General features: G+C 58.0%; 22 protein-coding genes and 1 pseudogene. 21 read left to right on the forward strand and 2 right to left on the reverse strand.

What is annotated here, in order from left to right; all coding sequences use genetic code 11:
• Nucleotides 1-3 precede the first annotated feature (3 nt).
• From AAIH70_RS11695 to AAIH70_RS11745, 11 genes and pseudogenes are all read left to right on the forward strand, one after another.
• Nucleotides 4-1,212, forward strand: a complete 1,209-nt coding sequence (locus AAIH70_RS11695) for a phage major capsid protein (protein WP_430034156.1) — start codon at nt 4-6, stop codon at nt 1,210-1,212.
• A 47-nt stretch (nt 1,213-1,259) separates the two neighbouring features.
• Nucleotides 1,260-1,496 carry a hypothetical protein gene (locus AAIH70_RS11700; protein WP_430034158.1) on the forward strand — a complete coding sequence of 79 codons (237 nt, stop codon included), beginning with the start codon at nt 1,260-1,262 and terminating at the stop codon, nt 1,494-1,496.
• Nucleotides 1,490-1,828, forward strand: a complete 339-nt coding sequence (locus AAIH70_RS11705) for a hypothetical protein (protein WP_430034160.1) — start codon at nt 1,490-1,492, stop codon at nt 1,826-1,828. Before AAIH70_RS11700 ends, AAIH70_RS11705 begins: the two co-directional genes overlap by 7 nt.
• Complete coding sequence (locus AAIH70_RS11710; protein WP_430034162.1) at nt 1,828-2,184, forward strand: head-tail connector protein; 357 nt, start codon at nt 1,828-1,830, stop codon at nt 2,182-2,184. The genes AAIH70_RS11705 and AAIH70_RS11710 overlap by 1 nt, the downstream gene beginning before the upstream one ends.
• Nucleotides 2,185-2,353: 169 nt before the next feature.
• Nucleotides 2,354-2,488, forward strand: a complete 135-nt coding sequence (locus AAIH70_RS11715; protein ID WP_430034164.1) for a hypothetical protein — start codon at nt 2,354-2,356, stop codon at nt 2,486-2,488.
• Entirely contained in the window at nt 2,485-2,829 is a 345-nt protein-coding gene (locus AAIH70_RS11720; RefSeq protein WP_430034166.1) for a head-tail adaptor protein, read from the forward strand. The genes AAIH70_RS11715 and AAIH70_RS11720 overlap by 4 nt, the downstream gene beginning before the upstream one ends.
• On the forward strand, nt 2,826-3,314 hold the full coding sequence (locus tag AAIH70_RS11725; RefSeq protein ID WP_430034168.1) for an HK97 gp10 family phage protein: 489 nt from the start codon (nt 2,826-2,828) through the stop codon (nt 3,312-3,314). The genes AAIH70_RS11720 and AAIH70_RS11725 overlap by 4 nt, the downstream gene beginning before the upstream one ends.
• A 2-nt stretch (nt 3,315-3,316) precedes the next feature.
• On the forward strand, nt 3,317-3,721 hold the full coding sequence (locus AAIH70_RS11730; protein WP_430034170.1) for a DUF3168 domain-containing protein: 405 nt from the start codon (nt 3,317-3,319) through the stop codon (nt 3,719-3,721).
• A 30-nt stretch (nt 3,722-3,751) separates the two neighbouring features.
• Complete coding sequence (locus AAIH70_RS11735; RefSeq protein WP_430034172.1) at nt 3,752-4,183, forward strand: phage tail tube protein; 432 nt, start codon at nt 3,752-3,754, stop codon at nt 4,181-4,183.
• 3 nt (nt 4,184-4,186) lie between these two features.
• The gene (locus AAIH70_RS11740; protein WP_430034174.1) at nt 4,187-4,546 is read left to right on the forward strand and encodes a hypothetical protein; all 360 of its coding nucleotides are present in this window, start codon (nt 4,187-4,189) and stop codon (nt 4,544-4,546) included.
• A 26-nt stretch (nt 4,547-4,572) separates the two neighbouring features.
• Nucleotides 4,573-4,758, forward strand: a pseudogene (locus AAIH70_RS11745) (phage tail assembly chaperone); the annotation flags it as partial.
• Here AAIH70_RS11745 and AAIH70_RS11750 read toward each other — a convergent pair.
• A complete protein-coding gene (locus tag AAIH70_RS11750) occupies nt 4,755-5,066 on the reverse strand; it encodes a hypothetical protein (RefSeq protein WP_430034176.1) in 312 nt (103 codons plus the stop codon). The pseudogene AAIH70_RS11745 and the gene AAIH70_RS11750 sit on opposite strands and share 4 nt — an antisense overlap.
• A gap of 55 nt (nt 5,067-5,121) precedes the next feature.
• Between AAIH70_RS11750 and AAIH70_RS11755 the strand changes: the two genes are divergently transcribed.
• From AAIH70_RS11755 to AAIH70_RS11800, 10 genes are read left to right on the forward strand one after another with little or no spacing between them, the layout of a single operon-like run.
• Nucleotides 5,122-7,467 (forward strand): phage tail length tape measure family protein, encoded by a 2,346-nt coding sequence (locus AAIH70_RS11755; RefSeq protein ID WP_430034178.1) that lies wholly within the window; start codon nt 5,122-5,124, stop codon nt 7,465-7,467.
• A gap of 8 nt (nt 7,468-7,475) precedes the next feature.
• Nucleotides 7,476-8,096, forward strand: a complete 621-nt coding sequence (locus AAIH70_RS11760; RefSeq protein ID WP_430034180.1) for a hypothetical protein — start codon at nt 7,476-7,478, stop codon at nt 8,094-8,096.
• Nucleotides 8,096-8,734: a DUF2163 domain-containing protein gene (locus tag AAIH70_RS11765; protein WP_430034182.1), complete on the forward strand. Its 639-nt coding sequence runs from the start codon at nt 8,096-8,098 to the stop codon at nt 8,732-8,734. The genes AAIH70_RS11760 and AAIH70_RS11765 overlap by 1 nt, the downstream gene beginning before the upstream one ends.
• Nucleotides 8,735-8,737: 3 nt before the next feature.
• Nucleotides 8,738-9,196 (forward strand): DUF6950 family protein, encoded by a 459-nt coding sequence (locus AAIH70_RS11770; RefSeq protein WP_430034184.1) that lies wholly within the window; start codon nt 8,738-8,740, stop codon nt 9,194-9,196.
• Nucleotides 9,197-11,677, forward strand: a complete 2,481-nt coding sequence (locus AAIH70_RS11775; RefSeq protein ID WP_430034186.1) for a phage tail protein — start codon at nt 9,197-9,199, stop codon at nt 11,675-11,677.
• A gap of 2 nt (nt 11,678-11,679) precedes the next feature.
• A complete protein-coding gene (locus tag AAIH70_RS11780; protein ID WP_430034188.1) occupies nt 11,680-11,997 on the forward strand; it encodes a hypothetical protein in 318 nt (105 codons plus the stop codon).
• Nucleotides 11,994-12,422, forward strand: coding sequence for a hypothetical protein (locus AAIH70_RS11785; protein WP_430034190.1), 429 nt, complete (start codon nt 11,994-11,996; stop codon nt 12,420-12,422). Before AAIH70_RS11780 ends, AAIH70_RS11785 begins: the two co-directional genes overlap by 4 nt.
• Nucleotides 12,419-12,775: a hypothetical protein gene (locus AAIH70_RS11790; protein ID WP_430034192.1), complete on the forward strand. Its 357-nt coding sequence runs from the start codon at nt 12,419-12,421 to the stop codon at nt 12,773-12,775. Before AAIH70_RS11785 ends, AAIH70_RS11790 begins: the two co-directional genes overlap by 4 nt.
• Before the next feature lie 10 nt (nt 12,776-12,785).
• Nucleotides 12,786-13,697: a hypothetical protein gene (locus AAIH70_RS11795; protein WP_430034194.1), complete on the forward strand. Its 912-nt coding sequence runs from the start codon at nt 12,786-12,788 to the stop codon at nt 13,695-13,697.
• Nucleotides 13,694-14,866 carry a GDSL-type esterase/lipase family protein gene (locus AAIH70_RS11800; protein ID WP_430034196.1) on the forward strand — a complete coding sequence of 391 codons (1,173 nt, stop codon included), beginning with the start codon at nt 13,694-13,696 and terminating at the stop codon, nt 14,864-14,866. The genes AAIH70_RS11795 and AAIH70_RS11800 overlap by 4 nt, the downstream gene beginning before the upstream one ends.
• 50 nt (nt 14,867-14,916) lie before the next feature.
• Here the strand turns inward: AAIH70_RS11800 and AAIH70_RS11805 are convergent.
• Nucleotides 14,917-15,924, reverse strand: a 1,008-nt coding sequence (locus tag AAIH70_RS11805) for an acyltransferase (protein ID WP_430034198.1), incomplete at its 5' end; no start/stop codon positions are given.

Genomic DNA, 15,924 nt, shown 5'->3' on the forward strand with positions numbered 1-15,924 from the left:
ACAATGGCTGACAATCAACTTGCCGATAAGATCGGCGAGCTCGGTACTTCGCTTGCCTCCATCAAGGAGCAGGTCGGCAATCTTGCCACCGACTTCACCTCGAAGCTTTCCGCCAACGGCGAGGTTTCTGCCGAACTCAAGGAAAAGACCGACAAGGCGCTTTCTGAACTCGGCGACGTCACCACGCGCCTTGGCGATCTGGAAAAGCGCGCCGCGCGCGAGAAGGAACAGGGCGAGGACGAGCAGAAGTCGCTCGGCCAGCTGGTTATCGATTCCGATGCCTACAAGGCTGGCAATCTGACCGGTTCCAGTCGCGCTTCGATCAAGGTGTCGGCCGATCGCGCTGCGATTACCACGGCAAATACCACCGTCGGCGCTGGTCGTTCGCCCGGCACCTCGCTGGTGCCTGGTGCTCGCGTACCCGGCATCTTTGGTCTGCCTGAACGCCAGATGACGATCCGTGATCTCATTCTGCCCGGCCAGACCGCCTCCAACAACGTCGAGTACGTCAAGGAGACCGGTTACACGAATTCTGCGGCGCCGGTTGCGGAGACGACTGCCAAGCCTTACTCGGATATCACGTTCGACATGGCGTCGGCACCTGTCCGTACGCTGGCTCACCTGTTCAAGGCCAGCCGCCAGATCCTCGATGACGCTCCGGCTCTCCGCAGCTACATCGACGGCCGCGCTCGCTACGGCCTGCGCTTCGTAGAAGAGAACCAGCTGCTGAACGGTTCCGGTACCGGCCAGAACATCGCCGGCCTTGTGCCGCAGGCGACCGCGTTTGCGCCGGCCTTCACTCCAGAGGCCGTGACTGGCATCGACCGCCTGCGTCTCGCCGTCTTGCAGGTCGTTCTCGCAGAATATCCGGCGACCGCGTTCGTACTGAACCCGATCGACTGGGCGAAGATCGAGCTGACCAAGGATGCCGGCGAGAACTACATCATCGGCAATCCGCAGGGCTCGCTTACGCCGACCCTCTGGAACCTGCCGGTCGTCTCCACGCAGGCTATGGCTTCCGGCCAGTTCCTGACCGGCGCGTTCTCCTACGCTGCCCAGATCTTCGACCGTATGGATATCGAAGTTCTGCTGTCCAGCGAGAACGTCGACGACTTCGAGAAGAACATGTTCACGATCCGCGCTGAAGAGCGTCTGGCTCTGGCCGTGTATCGCCCCGAAGCCTTCGTCACCGGCGCAGTCGCTGCTGCCTAATTGATCTGGGGCGTCTTCGGGCGCCCCTCATTCGCTAGGAGGCGATAATGACTGACTATATCGAAGTAAAGCCGCTGCGCACTTTCGACAACGGCTCCGGCCTGAAGACCGTCGACAGCGATCCGTTTCCGGTTGAACGCGGCGAGGCCAACGCGCTCAAGGCACTTGGCCTTGTGCAGTTCGAAGATGATGCCGAGCCGGTAGCCGTTCCCGAATCTGCCGAACCAGCCGAGCCGATCTCCTCTGCCCCGCGTGGCGAAGAAGAAGGAAAAGGCCAGTGCTGACAACGAAGCTACGTAAGCGGCGTTTCGCCAGCTACATCGGCGGAGTGGCCACCCCAGTCGCACCGGCCAACACCGTCGCGCCGGCCATTACCGGCACGGCAAAGGTTGGTTCGACGCTGACTGTTGGCGCGGGTACTTTTACCGGCACGCCAGCGCCAGACGTTACCCGCCAGTGGATCGTCGGCGGTGCCGAGGTGCCGGGAGCATTTGCGCTCACGTTCGTTCCGCGAACTCAGGACATCGGCAAGACTATCGTCGTGAAGACGCGGGCGCGAAGCCTGTCAGGTAAGGTCACCGTGACGAGTGCCGCTACAGCCGCAGTGGTGGCCTGATGGCCATCATCGATCTCGCGACACTCAAGAAGCACTTGCGTGTGCTGCACGATGATGAGGATGCCGAGATCGAGCTTTACGGCGCTGCCGCCGAGGCAGTGGTCATCGAGCACCTCGATCGTATTGTCGTAGGCGCCGATTCCGTGCTGCCGGCCGAGGGTGAGGACGGTTACGAGCCTGACGCCATGAACGTCACGCCGACTATCGTGGCGGCAATCCTCCTCGTCGCTGGCGACCTGTATGAGGTTCGGGAACCTGACCCGAAGTTGACCGGCGATGCCGTTCTGCCGCGGACAGTGCGCATGTTGCTCGCACCGTGGCGGATCTGGCGCCCCTTCAAGGAAGACGCGACCTAATGTGGGTCCGCTTTACCGAGCGGTTCACCTGGCATGCCACCTCATCCACCTCGATCGTCTACCGACCAACCGGCGGCCCATTCAAGGATGGCCGGTATTCGGTGACGCGCGCATGCGCCGCCTCGGCGGGGGCGGTTGCCAAGCCTGTTCCAACTCCCAAGAGGCCAAGATGATCAAGTTTGTGATGCGCCACCTCGGCGCGGCCGGCCAATTCCTGCTCGATGTGAAAATCGGGTACGACCTCGGCTACAGCTGGCCATCGGCGGTGAAGTTCGCTCGGTCAATGTGGGGATGGCAGACATGAGCGCTGGCAACCGCCGGCAGGTCGTGCTTTTGCAGCGCCGCGCCATGGTCGATGACGGCTATGGCAATGAACAGGCCGGCGACTTCGCCACCGTCTTCGAATCCACAGCCGAGCTTATTCCGTTGAAAGGCAGTGAGCCAGTCATCGCGTCGCGGCTGACAGGTGTGCAGCCATATGTCGTTCGTATCCCAAGTTGCTCTGCTGCTCGCGAGGTCACGACAGCATGGCGGATAGTCGACAAGCGAGATCCTCGCCGCATCTTCAATATCACGTCGATTGCCGACATGGATCAAAAGAACCGGATGCTCGACATCATGGCCACGCAAGGCGAAGCCGCATGATGTCCGCGCAGCTAAAGGGCCGAGAAAGCCTGATGCGTCGGCTCAATCAGCTGGCGCCGAACGTCGAGAAGTATACGGCGGAGGCCAAGCTTAAGGCAGCTGACATGCTCGCCGACGAGATCCGCACGCGAGCACCGACTGGCGCGACATTGGAATATATGGAGAGCCTTGACGGCGATCTGCTGACCAGCCGTCCGGCGCAGGAGCGCGTGAACATCGCAGCCACCAAGGATCCACAGGCAACAGGCATCTTTGCCCGTTTCATCTGGCGTTTCTTGGAATTTGGCACTGCACCTCACAGCACAGCCAAGGGCGGCGGAACGGTGCTGGGCAAGAAGCAGGCGCAGGCCAACAAGACAGGCATGCACCCCGGCTCGGTTGCGCAGCCTCACATTTTCCCGACCTACAGGGCCATGAAGCCGAAGATCCGGCGCATGATCCTAGCTGCGGTCAATAAGGCGGTGCGCGAAGCCCGCAGGGGTTAGCGATGTCCGCAGAACTTGAACTACAGGGCGCCATCAATACGCGCCTCCGAGCAGATGTGCCGCTTACTGCCTTGGTCAACAAACGCGTCTATGATCAGCCACCAGCGAATCCGATCTTCCCATATGTTACGATCGGCGAGTCCCAAACCATTCAGGATGACGCCTCGTGCGTCACCGGCGAGAAGGTCTATCTGACCTTGCACGCATGGTCGCAGGCCGTTGGCTTCCCAGAAGTCAAACGCATAGCGGCTGCGGTGAAGGACAGTCTTCATCTCGCGCCGCTGATCCTGCCGTCCTATCGGCTGGTATCCATCCTTCACCGTCAGGCGCGCACGTTTCGCGACGCCGACAATGCGACGAGCCACTCGGTCATTGAACTGGTCGCGTCCGTCCACAAGCCGCTGTAGCGGCACCCCCCTCAATTTCGGAGTTTACCTATGGCAGACGGCGAACAGCTGGGCAGGTTGCTGCTCATCAAGATCAGCAACGGCCTCGATCCTGAAGTCTTCAATCCACTCTGCGGCCTCAAGGATCGCAGTTTCGATCTTTCGGCCAACTCGGTCGACACCACGAAGCCCAGCTGCACTAACCCGGGCGGCCCGGTTCAGAAGACCGGCCGACCGGGCATCGTGAGCCGAACTTTTCAGGGCTCCGGCGCCTTCGTATCCAGCGCCGCGATGAAGGCCTTCATGGTCCACGTCATCAACGCGACGGTCTTCAACGGACAAGTCATTGTACCGGGTCTCGGCACATTCGAAGGCCCGTATTTCGTGACCAACTTCCAGGCCAGCGGCGACATGGAAAACGATCTGCAGTTCACTGCGACGTTCGAAGCAGCTGCGCCGCTCGAATACACGGCGGAGGCGTAATCCATGGCTGTAGAGGAGAAGCCTTTCCCGCTTGTGGTCAACGAAGCCCGTGGCGAAGTTCCGCTGTGGGTGGCCGATGTTCCGCTCGTTCTGGCTGCTGAGACAGGCCGACTTGCGGCCGTCTCAAGCCGACTGCAGTGTAAGTCGCTGAATGACCTTTTCGTCCGGCTTTCGGATGTTGAGGCGTCGGCAACTTTCGCCGGCATCGAGATCCTTACCGTCAAAGGCGAGTGGCTTGAGGCGATCAAGAAGATCAAGCTGAAGCACTTCGGCGCTTGCCGTACCGCATTCCTCGCCGTCCTTGCTCATCATTTTGATGGGGAAGAGCCGGGAAACGAGGAAGCCGCGGCGGGGGCGGCTTAGAAAAGGATGACCCGTTCCCTTGGCGCCAATGGATGCGCCTAGGGATTGGCGGGTTAGGCTGGCGACCTGCTGACTTCTGGTCGGCGACGCTCACAGAATTCTTTGAGGCAATTCGCGGATACAATGACGCGCAGGGCGGCGAAGAAAAGCCGAAAGCCAATGGTGCTCCGAGCAAGAACGAAATGGCGGAATTGCTGGCCCGGTATGGCTAGGGCTTCCGCCGCCAAATATCGGGGTTCTCTTTGTAGGCGTCCATATATGGCTGAAGGATGCCGCCGGCTTTGATTGCGGACTTCTGCGCCGTGCTGACAAGCCCATACTCCTCGCAATTGACGACGGCAATTGCATCGAACCGCGTGGCTATCTCGGTTGAACGACGTTCTGATGCTGTGAGGACAATGCGGGCTAGATCTTTCTCGCACCTGTCGATGATCCTCGGAGAGGGGTTCAGGTAACTCTCGGCGGCGTTAGCCGGAGCGGCCGCGATCACGGTAACCACCATCAAAGTCCAAGCCTTCATATTGCTCCCCACAGCCTGCCACCACGCGGGCTTTCCCGTTTTTTAGGATGCCGCGATGGCCAATGACAATACCGATGACCTGATTATCAGTATTTCGACTGATCAGGCCACCCTACGCCGCAGCATCAAGCGCATCGAGTCTGACCTTGGCACGCTCGCCGGTACAGTAAAAAAGCAGTTCGATAATGTAGGTCGTACGGTCGACAATTCGGTCCAGTCAAGCCTACAGAATCGCATTAATGCGATGGTTGGCATCGGCACGCAGGGCGCAAAGGAATGGACTGGTGCGCTGGCAGAACAAGGCAAAGAGCTTGAGCGCCTACGTGCTCGCTACTCGCCGTTGTTCAACACCATCAACAATTACAAGTCAGCGGTCGCGGATATCAGGCAGGCTCACGCGCTTGGCGCGATCTCGTCAAACGAGATGGCCGCAGCTATTTCGCGCGAGCGGCAGGCAGCACTCTCTGCGACTGCTGCCATCAAGGGTCGCAACGCTGCTCTCAATGACACGCCGAACGCGCGTGGCAATGGTTCGCAAGGCTTCAACACCTCAAACCTCGCCGCACAAGGTTTTGACGTCGCTGCGACTGCGGCGTTTATGCCGTGGTACACGGTAGCTCTACAGCAGGGTCCGCAGGTCGCTCAGGTCTTCAATGATATTCGCGCAAGTGGCCAGGCAATCGGCCCGGCCGTCGCTGGCGCGTTTATGCAGATCCTCAACCCGGTTTCGTTGATAACAATCGGCACGATCGGTGCAACGGCCGCCGCAGTAGCATATTTTTCCGGCGTTTTGTCTGACAGCAACAGCGCATCAGAGAAACTCAAAGAACAGGCGCAGCTGATCCAGTCCGTCGCAGATAAGTGGGGCGATGCCGTTCCTGCCCTGCGTGAATATGCTGACATGCTCAAGCGCGCGCAGGACGCGGCAGACCTCAAGGCCGGCGTCACTCTCATAAACGAAAAGACGCTTGAGGGTGTCAAAAAGCAGGTTGACGATAGCAGGGTCTCAATCGCTGCACTTGTCCAAGATCTGAGAGCTGCGGGCGAAGAAGATGAGGTTATTAAGCGACTGCAGGCATCGTTCGCGCAGTTTGCCACCTCTGCCGATGAAGGAAAGCTCAAGACTGAGGAAGTGACGCGTGTTCAGGATGCGTTGGCGGCTGCTATTAGCAGCTCTGGCATCCCCGCCTTGTCTGAGTTCGCAAAGTTTTTCGATGGTCTGTCCATGTCGGCGCTGTCGGCATCCGATAGTGTTTTAAAGGTGGCCGACGCCGCTGCGCGAATGCAGGACACGACGACATGGCGGAGCTACAACCCGCAAACTGGTAAACTCGAGACAAACTCGCAGCCGTGGGACGAGAACATCCAATATGGCGACAACTTCACAGGGACGATAACCCCTGAGGTTGGCCCTGTTCCGGGGCGGCGACCAACTTACGAACTGGACGCTCCGCCCAAAGCAAAGAAGACTGGCAGCACTCGCGCCACGGCATCCGATCGTTTCACCGCCGACATCCAAGCACTTCGGGACAGATCAGCCGCCATTCAGCAGGAGATGCAGCTCATTGGGCTGTCGAACCAGCAGCAGGTCGAACGCAGGACTGCGCTGGACCTTGAGCAGTCGGCGCTACGTGACCTTCGAGAGGAGGCACGCAGGAAAGGCCAGACCGATCTGGACAGCATCAAGCTTTCGCCAGAGAAGGTGGCCACGATTCAGGCCGAGGCGGCGGCTTATGCCAAGCAAGCCGAGGCTCTTAGGATCGCTCAAGAGCAGCAGCAGAACCTTGTTGAATGGAACGGTACAGCCCGCAATGCGACGCGAGGCTTCATCGACGATCTGATTAACGGTGAGGGGGCAGCGAAGGCCTTCGCCAATGGCCTGAGCAAGATCGGTGACGCTCTGCTTGATGACGTGCTTGACGCAATATTCAAAGTGAATGGCGCAGCAGGTGGATCGGGCGGCCTGATCGGTCAGCTGTTTGGCAGCCTATTCGGCGGCGGTGGTTTCAAAGCGAATACGACATTCGGCAGCTTCCTTGCGAATGGGTATTCGTCCGGCGGCTACACCGGCCCCGGCGGCGCCAATGACGTTGCTGGCCTTGTCCACAAGGACGAGGTGGTCTTTTCCAAGCAAGACGTCGCCCGCAACGGCGGCGTGGCGGCCACCGAGGCGCTGCGTTTGAAGGGATCACCCACGTTGGTAGTCCCGACCGCTCCGGCGCTGTCACGCGGCAACCTCAGCGGAAATGTGACCACGCCAATCGCGATCAACATCGATGCCACCGGCGCAGATTCGGCCGGCCTTGCCCGCGTCGAGCGGCAGCTTGCTCGCTTGCAGGCTGAGCTTCCTGCCACCGTCGTCAAGACGGTCCAGAACGCGCAGGGTCGCCGCGCCCTCTAAGGATTCCTATGGCAATCACCTTTCCTCGAGAACTTCCTGCCGTGGGATATGCCACGGCAGACTTCATCCTGAGCGATCCGGTGAAGACATCTGCATCCGGCGCACAGCGGTTCAACTACACGCAGATAAGCGATCCTGTTTGGGAGGCCCGGCTAGTCACCACGCCGCTCGATTATTGGCAGTTCACCGAGCTTGAAGCTTGGTGGCTGTCGCTTCGAGAGGGCATACGCGGCGGCGTGCTATTTCGGCACCCGCGCGTATGCTTCCCGAAGAACCATTCGCAAAACCAAGCGCCAGCTGAAGTCGCCGGATCCCTGACCAGCGTCACCGGCGGCAATGTTTTGTCGGTCAATGGCGTAGACGCTGGCCTAAGCCTAGTGGTCGGCGACCGCATCGGTCTTGAGCGGGCAGGGCGCTACCATGTCGGGAAGATCACGGAAGTCACCGGCACAGGCACTTCACGATCTATCACCATTGAGCCTCCTCCGCCTGCCGCTGTTTCTGCTTTCGGCACTGTAGTCCGCTTTGCGCGACCAGCGGTCCACATGCGCCCGGTTCCGGGCAGCTGGGCGCCGCGTGAAACAGAGGGCCTCTACATCGTTTCATTCAGCTTGCTGGAGATGCCATAATGCTCTCAACTGCAGTCAAGACCCTGTATGATCAGGGCCGCATCAGCACGCGCCAAATGCTGCGGTTTCAATTCGGTTCCGGCACCTACGGTTTCATCGCTGGTCGAGCGGATCCGCTCACCTATCTCGGCGTCGAATACAAGCCGTTCGGCCTCATCGAGGTCTCTGACCTCGGCGGAGGAGTAGGCACCACTGCCGACGGCAGTTTCACGCTGACGCTGGCGGAATCACGCGAATATGGTCTGACGCCCGATGTGTTGCTGCGCATCGAGGATGAGGACTACCGCGACCGACGCGTTACCGTCATGGATGCGCATTTCCATCCTGATACATGCGAGCTTCTCCAAGTGGAGACGGTAGCTCGTGGTTACCTCGACGTCATCGAACACGAGGCGGATCCAGACAACGGATACGTCATCATTGCGCGCTGTGAAGGCCGGCAGCTGGACTACAGCCGAAAGAACGGCCGAGTTCGCTCCACGCCTGATCAGCAGCGCCGTGCTCCAGGCGATAAGTTTTTCGAGCACGCCGGCAAAGCTGGTCGCGTCGAAGTCTACTGGGGCCGCGTGAAGGCATCCGTCGCTTCCGGCGGCAACGCGGCCGCATCGTACATCTTCAATAGTCTGAAAAGCGGTTGATCCATGAGACATTCAGATTGGGAAAGACGCCTCAACGCGGTTGTGGCGCGCCATCAGGCGTGCCCGGGTGCGTGGGGCACCTCGGATTGTTGGATGATGGCCATGGATGCCATCGAGGCGGTGAGGGGCGAGCGCATACTGCCGCACCTTCAAAACTACAAGACTGAGGCCGAAGGCTACAAGGTCTTCCGAAAGGCCGGTTTCAAGGAGACGGTCGAGGAGGCGCTTGCCGATGCACTCGGTGAGCCTATCAGCCCGCTGCTCGCCCAACGAGGCGATGTCGGCGTCATTATCCGCAACGGTGCCGTCTCCTGCGGCGTGTTCACCTCAGCCGGATTTGCTGTCCGGACAATCTATGGTCATGTCGAAAAAGATGGCGGAAAACGCGTCGAAGTCATGACTGGCTACGACCTTCAGTTTTTCCCTGTTTCGACGGTCCTGCGAGCCTATCAGGTCCGATAAATGCCTTTCATTACCGCGGCGGTTACCGCCATTGGGTCCGCCATCGGCTTGGCTGCTGGCGCCGGCCTCGCCACGTTTGTTGCGATCGGCAAAGCCGTCATCGGTATCGGCTTCCAGCTGATTGCCAAGAAAATCCAACAGAACGCGGCGAAAAAGAACCAGAAGTCCGTCACCGGCACGTCGTTCGAGCGTGACTACGGCGAAAACGTGAGCCGGAAGGTCGCGTGCGGGTTAGTCGGCATCGCCGGTCACGACTGCTACGTGAACACATATGACAAGTCGAATAAGCGTCTTGAGCAGGTATTCGCCTTCTCCGACTATCCCTGTGATGGGCTTAGCCGGATCTGGGCAGGCGGCGCGCTGCTGCAGCTCAGCATGACGTCATCAAATGCGTTCTCGGCTACCTACGACGTTGTGAACCACGCTGAGTTCGCCGGCCGTATGTCATTCGTTTTCTACAATGGCACGCAGACCGAGGCTGATGCGGGTCTCATCACAAACGCCAATCCAACAGGCCGCTGGACCTCCGAGCACGTTGGGCATGGCATGTGTTACATGATTGCCCGGCTCGAATACGACCAGGAGAAGCTGGCGCAGTTTCCCGACTTCTTCTTCGAGATCCGAGGAGCTCGTCTCTACGATCCTCGAAAGGATTCCACGGTCGGTGGATCTGGCGGGCACCGGTGGGGCAACTACAGCACCCACGAGTTCACCCGTAATCCGATCATCATGGACTACAACTACCGGCGCGGATTCGCGTGGGGCGCTGATAGCATCGGCCGGCCTGACTTTTTTCTCGGCATGGAAATGGATGTGTCCGACCTGCCGATCGACAAGTTCGCGATTGCCTCCAGCATTTGTGATGAAATCGAAGGCGGTGAGCCGCGGTATGTCTGCTCCATCATGCTCGATGCTGACGCGGACCACGGCGACAATATCGACGCCTTGATGGCGTCTTGTGCGGGCATGGTCATCGACAGTGTTGATGGCTCTTGGCCTCTTATTGGTACCGAGCAGCCAATCGTCGCCACATTCACGGACGACGATCTGGTCATCGCTGAGAATGTCCGCTTCCAGCGCCGCCGGTCAATGGCCGAGTTGGTCAACTCTGTAGGCGGCACCTATCCCGAGCCATCGAACATGTGGAGCCCGGCGGGCTACGACACGCAGACCAACGTGAGCCAGGTGGCTCTCGATCGACGCACCCGCGACATGCAGGTGAATTTCGAGACGGTTCCGTCCAAGAGGCAGGCAAACCAGCTCGCGTCGATCTATTACAATGAGAACCGATACGAGGCCACCGCTGACGTCACGCTTCGCCCATTCTTTCAAGACATTCGTGTAGGCGATTGGGTTCGTTGGAACTCTGGTCGATACGGCAATCGTATCTACATCGTTCAAAGCCGTTTTATCCGCGCCCTTACAACAGACGGCCCCCGCAATGTTGTTCTCGCGTTGCAAGAGCGATCGGGAGACATCTACGCCGGCGCGGGAACCATCCCGCCGACCGTTCCAATCCCGAACGGTGAGCCGGTATACCTGAACGAGTTGCAGGACTGGGCGGTTATTCCGGTTCTCTCCGTAGCGCAGGACGGGCGCACCTATCCGGCATTCCGCATGTCGTGGACGGCGATCGACGATGTGACGGTAGAGGGTGTGCAGTTCAGCTGGTGGCCTGAGAACGAACCGACAAACGTTTTTTACCGCACGGTGCCAAAAGATGTGACGCTCGCCCTTATTCAGGAAGGTATAGTCGGAAGACGCAGGTATGTTTTCCAACACAGGCTGATCGCGCCAATCCGCACAACGACCTTGTCGGCTACCGTCACGCAGACTTCATTGGATGGCGGGAATGGTGATCTCGAAGTCTACCTCGGCAACCTTCAGAAAGAAGTGCTGGATGTCTTCGAAAAACTGTTCGCCGGTCTGGACGATGTTCGCCCGCTTGTCGAGCAGCTGATGACCAACTTCCAGCATGAGGCGGTTTCGCAGGAAATCGCCCGACGCAAGCTGGAGGTCACGGTCGGCAACTCGTCGGCGTTCTTCGAAGAGCAGATTGCTGTCGTCGCCAATGAGGTCGAGGCCGCCGCAGCGCAGATCACACAGATCGGCGCGACGGTTGGCGACATCTCGGCGCAAGGCCTGATCAAATTCGCTGTCGCGGCCAATCAATCAGGCGTTGATGCGCGCTTCGCTGTTCTCATTCGCGGCTCAACCGGTGTTGCCTACAAGGAGACTGGTTTCTTCCTTGAGCTCTACACCGAGCTTGGTGTGCAGAATAGCCGCTTTGCAGTGATGTCAGATCAGTTCATCGTCACCAACGGTGTCAGTTCAGCGCTGCCCATGGTCTTTGAGAACGGCGAGCTAAAGCTGCAGATTGCGAATATCGGCACCATTCGCGCGGCTCTCATGATCAGCCCAAGCGGCAGGACGGTCTTCAACCTCGCTGCCGACTTTCTCTCATTTTCGGATGCAAGCTAATCATGGCTGTTAGATTCCTGGCGAATGCTGGACGCATCATCATGAGCAAGGCGGGCTATGATGCCAGCCCGTCCTTGCCAGACCAGTTCAAGCTGTTCGACAGCAACTGGATGGCGACGGGCTTGCTGATTGCAACGCTCAGGAAGCCATGGACCGGCGCAAATCCGGAAATCTTGCTGTTCCCGCATGCCCTCCATTATGCCCCTGCAACCGATTTTACGGGAGCTGGCTATACGACCAGCACGGCTTTGGTTGTAGAAAACCCAAATGGACGGAATTCCGGAGAAATCGTGGCTCGAATTTATGCGGTTTCGATATGAAGAGAACCGTGATTGGCAACCTTTTCGGCACGCCAGGAATGTACGTCAGTCAGCCGGGTGACGATCTGGATAATCCGCAACGCAGCCTGCTGCTGGATAGCCGGTTCACGATGCTAGAGATCCATGCATCTGGGATCGTCGGCATGAACAGGGATGGCCCCATCAACGCCCAGTACACATATTATCAGACGGTGTACTTCCCTGCGCTGGGTTATGTCCCGAAGGTGGACACCTTCCTTCTTGATAACGCGAGCGATGTGATCACGTACTTCTCGTGGCCCGCACGGCTGGTCAATGGTCGATACGCCAACGACTACGAGCAGAGCGTATCGGATGGCGAGCTCTTCGTTCGTTATTACATCGGCGGCGGGCAGGGCGCTATTCAGTCCAGCATGGGCTATGTGATTTACAGAGATCCCGCATGACGGAACGTCTTTTTATCGGAAACGACAATGGCACGTTCAAGATGCGGCTATCAAAGCCGGGCTTTACCGCTCGAAACGCGACCATCGACCAGTGCGTGATCCATGAGCAGCAAAACCGACCGCTCATGTTCGTCGCTCAAGGATATGCTGTGGTCGCGTCTGGCGGCACGGCTACCGTTAACTTGGGTCGATCGTTTGCATTCCCGCCGGTACTGATTGTCAAGCATGAATCTGACCGAACAGACGCCGTTCGCAACGTCACGCTGGCGCTCAATTCCGGCACTCTCACGCTGACAGTTCGATCGGGTGTCGCCGGCTCCCTCGTCAAATACGTGGTCATGGCTCCACAATAAGGCATCCCAAATGGCAACTTCTTATTACTCGACAGGGACAATCTCCCTGACGAACGGCTCTGCTGTGGTTACTGGCGCCGGCACGGCGTGGCAGACGGCGCTGATTGAAGGTGGCAACATCTTTCCGAAGGCGATCGGCATGCCGTTGCCGATCGCGTCAGTCGATAGCAACACGCAGATCACGGCAGAGTTTGAGTGGCCTGGTGCTACCGGCACCTATGAATATCGGATCCAACGCGACACGGCCTATCTGAAGACCCTCGACCGCAACAGCGAGAACGTCGCCTACCTCCTCGACGAGATGCGTAAAGGCACGCTGTTCAAATATGACGCCAGCGGTACGCTTGCTGATCGGTCGCTGTTCGATCCGCGACCGAAGGGGTTCGCTTATCTGGCGCTCGATGGTGATGTAGCCGAGCTGTATGTGAAGCGAAGCAATGCTTCCGGGGATTGGGCGGGGCCTTATGGCTACGGCGCCGGGCCGGTTGGTCCTGCGCCTGCCCTTGGCATAGGAAATGTCACGACGCGTCCCGCCGGACAGCCAGCAACCGCGAGCGTTTTGGGTGCGAATGGTAGCTATGCGATCAACCTTGGTCTCCCTGCTGGTGAAAAGGGCAACAAAGGTGACAAAGGTGATGAGGGCGACAGAGGCCCTGTCGGCGATACAGGCGCTCGCGGCATAACGTGGAGAGGTGCGTGGCTCTCAGGCGATATCTACTCGCCCAACGACATTGTCATTGATGATGACGCGGAAGGAGATGCCGCCACGTGGATCGCGCTCACGGAAAGCAGCGGCCTTAGGCCGCGCGACAATCCCTCCGACTGGCAGTTTTTCCCGGCAAGCGTCCCTGCCACCCTTAGTGACGGCCTTTGGGGCGAAGCGGCTACTGAAACATCAAACGACGGAGTATGGGGCGCATGAGCACCACTCGCATTCTTATCCATGGAACGACTGCACAACGGATGTCTTCAACCCCGGAAATAGGGCAGATCGGCAGCGATGACGATCGGCATCAGGTGGTTCTTGGCGATGGCGTGACACCAGGCGGTATTGGCATGGCGAAGGAGAGGTCGGCGTTTGATAGCGCGATCGTGTTTGAAGGCGACAGTGTCACCCGAGGTTTTGGTCTGGCCGACCCAGCCAACCAAAACCTCGCAAAGCTCTTTTCCCAGATGGAGTGGGCGAATGGGTATCGGTCCTTCTACAACTTTGCGACCGATGGGGCTCGCATCGATACAACCATCTCATCCCGATACGCAGGCAGCGTCAAGCCGCATCGACCTACACTGTCTGGCGGCGATGGTGGCCGTCAGTCCTATTTGTTTCTGATGGCCGGCATCAATGATCTCGCTAATGCTAGAACTGCGGCTCAGGTCATCGCTGATCTGACAAGTTATGTTTCGATTGCTATTTCTGACGGTTTCACGGTGATCGTAGGCACGATACCGCCTGCCAACTCGTTCACTTATGATGCTTCCCGACAGACTATCAACCGGGCTATCCGCAGCAACGCGATCGGCGCTTCCGTTGTCTACGACATGGAAGATGTATTGAATGATGCGTTCGACACTCTGATCTTTCCAGACGGCGGGCATCCGAGTGCGATTGGCGCAAGGCTAATCGCGAACTATCTGAACCTGGGAATGCTCTCTGGAGGGTTTGTCATCAGATGCGGGCAGGGCGCCTTGACCAGCGCGATCGCTGCCGCATTGCATTCCCCTAGATTTTCGGCGACGTTGAACACCTCGATTGCGTCAGGTAGCTTAGCCTCCGGCTACGATGTTCCAGAATACAACGATCTAGGGTGTTTCGACGCAACGACTGGCAGGTTCACAGCTGACCGAAAAGGCTATCTGGTCGCAACTTTCACAGGTCGATGCAACACCCCGGCTCAGAACACAGTGATCAGGTTTGCGAAAAACGGCGCCGAAGTTGGTCCTTCAATGTTCGTTGGTACGGCTTTCCAAGACCTTACACTGACATTCACAGTGCCTGTTGAAAAGGGCGACTGGGTGGCTGTTTACGCCAAATCTGGAAGCACGTTTGGGGAGCGAGAATATCAGAGGTTTAGCGGATACATGATCTCTTGAATTTTTCTCGGACAGGTGAGGCATGGCCGTATTGATGGAGCGCCCTGCCTTTAGACGAAGCCCCGCATCAGTTTCACACGTCTCAAGCCAAACGTGATAAAAAGACTGACGATAAATATGGCAAGTGGGGCGATTATTAGCTCACTGGTTGAGACTGTTGCCCCTAGCTTTCGAAAAGCACCGTGTATCCACTCCACAAACGCCAAGTGAAGCACGTAGATACCGAGAGTAGCATTAGACAATAATACTATCTCGGATCTATATCGTTCCAGAGAGTTCGCTTTCCATGCGTTCATAAGACCGAAGGCGAACAACGATTGAGCGATGACATTGAAGGATGTGTACTGCAAAAACGTATCGGGGCTGTAGGGGTACGCCGACTGTGGCATTGAGTATTTCCACGCTAGCGTGAATGTGAGTAGCGTGGAAATCGACAGGCCAGCTGCTGCAATGCCGAGCGGCATACGCCACCTTTTGTGTAGAAGGTAACCGGCAATGAAATACGGAACGTAGGAAGGTGCCAGGCCGAGTGAGAAATAGCCAATTCCGGGGATTGCCGGCGCGACGTGCCTCTCGATCGTAGCGAGAGCAAATAAAGCAGCCGTCACTCCAACTAGGTTCGACGTTTTGATCTGATCAGCCTTTTCCAGTAAGGGCGCGATCACATACATGATGAAAAGGATTGGCAGAAAATACAGATGGTACGCCGCCGTGCCCGACATGATCTGGTATACGGCCTGTGATGGAGAAGGCCATGACGTCCCTATCGTCGGACCTATCACTATGTAGAAGATGGTTCCGAAAAGATAAGGTCTCAAAAATACTAGAGATCGATGCTTGAAAAAGCTTCCCCAGTCGGGAATGGCTCTGCCGATGATTAGGGCGCCACTCATCATAATAAACATTGGGACTGCAACTCTGCCTATGCTGTTTGCTGCATTGGCAAATGCCCACGCTGAGAACTCAGTCGTTGGGTACGAGGTAAGCGCGAATTTCTCCGCACCTTCTGCAATTGATTGAGCTTTGGCATGTGGTGTCCACTTAAAAAGAGGTGGACA

Origin of the sequence: Neorhizobium sp. BT27B (assembly GCF_050455485.1) — a bacterium.
GTDB lineage: Bacteria > Pseudomonadota > Alphaproteobacteria > Rhizobiales > Rhizobiaceae > Neorhizobium.

Coding starts and splice junctions, on each gene's coding strand:
- AAIH70_RS11695 (WP_430034156.1), top strand. CDS start 4: ATGGCTGACAATCAACTTGCCGATAAGATCGGCGAGCTCGGTACTTCG.
- AAIH70_RS11700 (WP_430034158.1), top strand. CDS start 1,260: ATGACTGACTATATCGAAGTAAAGCCGCTGCGCACTTTCGACAACGGC.
- AAIH70_RS11710 (WP_430034162.1), top strand. CDS start 1,828: ATGGCCATCATCGATCTCGCGACACTCAAGAAGCACTTGCGTGTGCTG.
- AAIH70_RS11715 (WP_430034164.1), top strand. CDS start 2,354: ATGATCAAGTTTGTGATGCGCCACCTCGGCGCGGCCGGCCAATTCCTG.
- AAIH70_RS11720 (WP_430034166.1), top strand. CDS start 2,485: ATGAGCGCTGGCAACCGCCGGCAGGTCGTGCTTTTGCAGCGCCGCGCC.
- AAIH70_RS11725 (WP_430034168.1), top strand. CDS start 2,826: ATGATGTCCGCGCAGCTAAAGGGCCGAGAAAGCCTGATGCGTCGGCTC.
- AAIH70_RS11730 (WP_430034170.1), top strand. CDS start 3,317: ATGTCCGCAGAACTTGAACTACAGGGCGCCATCAATACGCGCCTCCGA.
- AAIH70_RS11735 (WP_430034172.1), top strand. CDS start 3,752: ATGGCAGACGGCGAACAGCTGGGCAGGTTGCTGCTCATCAAGATCAGC.
- AAIH70_RS11740 (WP_430034174.1), top strand. CDS start 4,187: ATGGCTGTAGAGGAGAAGCCTTTCCCGCTTGTGGTCAACGAAGCCCGT.
- AAIH70_RS11750 (WP_430034176.1), bottom strand. CDS start 5,066: ATGAAGGCTTGGACTTTGATGGTGGTTACCGTGATCGCGGCCGCTCCG.
- AAIH70_RS11755 (WP_430034178.1), top strand. CDS start 5,122: ATGGCCAATGACAATACCGATGACCTGATTATCAGTATTTCGACTGAT.
- AAIH70_RS11760 (WP_430034180.1), top strand. CDS start 7,476: ATGGCAATCACCTTTCCTCGAGAACTTCCTGCCGTGGGATATGCCACG.
- AAIH70_RS11765 (WP_430034182.1), top strand. CDS start 8,096: ATGCTCTCAACTGCAGTCAAGACCCTGTATGATCAGGGCCGCATCAGC.
- AAIH70_RS11770 (WP_430034184.1), top strand. CDS start 8,738: ATGAGACATTCAGATTGGGAAAGACGCCTCAACGCGGTTGTGGCGCGC.
- AAIH70_RS11775 (WP_430034186.1), top strand. CDS start 9,197: ATGCCTTTCATTACCGCGGCGGTTACCGCCATTGGGTCCGCCATCGGC.
- AAIH70_RS11780 (WP_430034188.1), top strand. CDS start 11,680: ATGGCTGTTAGATTCCTGGCGAATGCTGGACGCATCATCATGAGCAAG.
- AAIH70_RS11785 (WP_430034190.1), top strand. CDS start 11,994: ATGAAGAGAACCGTGATTGGCAACCTTTTCGGCACGCCAGGAATGTAC.
- AAIH70_RS11790 (WP_430034192.1), top strand. CDS start 12,419: ATGACGGAACGTCTTTTTATCGGAAACGACAATGGCACGTTCAAGATG.
- AAIH70_RS11795 (WP_430034194.1), top strand. CDS start 12,786: ATGGCAACTTCTTATTACTCGACAGGGACAATCTCCCTGACGAACGGC.
- AAIH70_RS11800 (WP_430034196.1), top strand. CDS start 13,694: ATGAGCACCACTCGCATTCTTATCCATGGAACGACTGCACAACGGATG.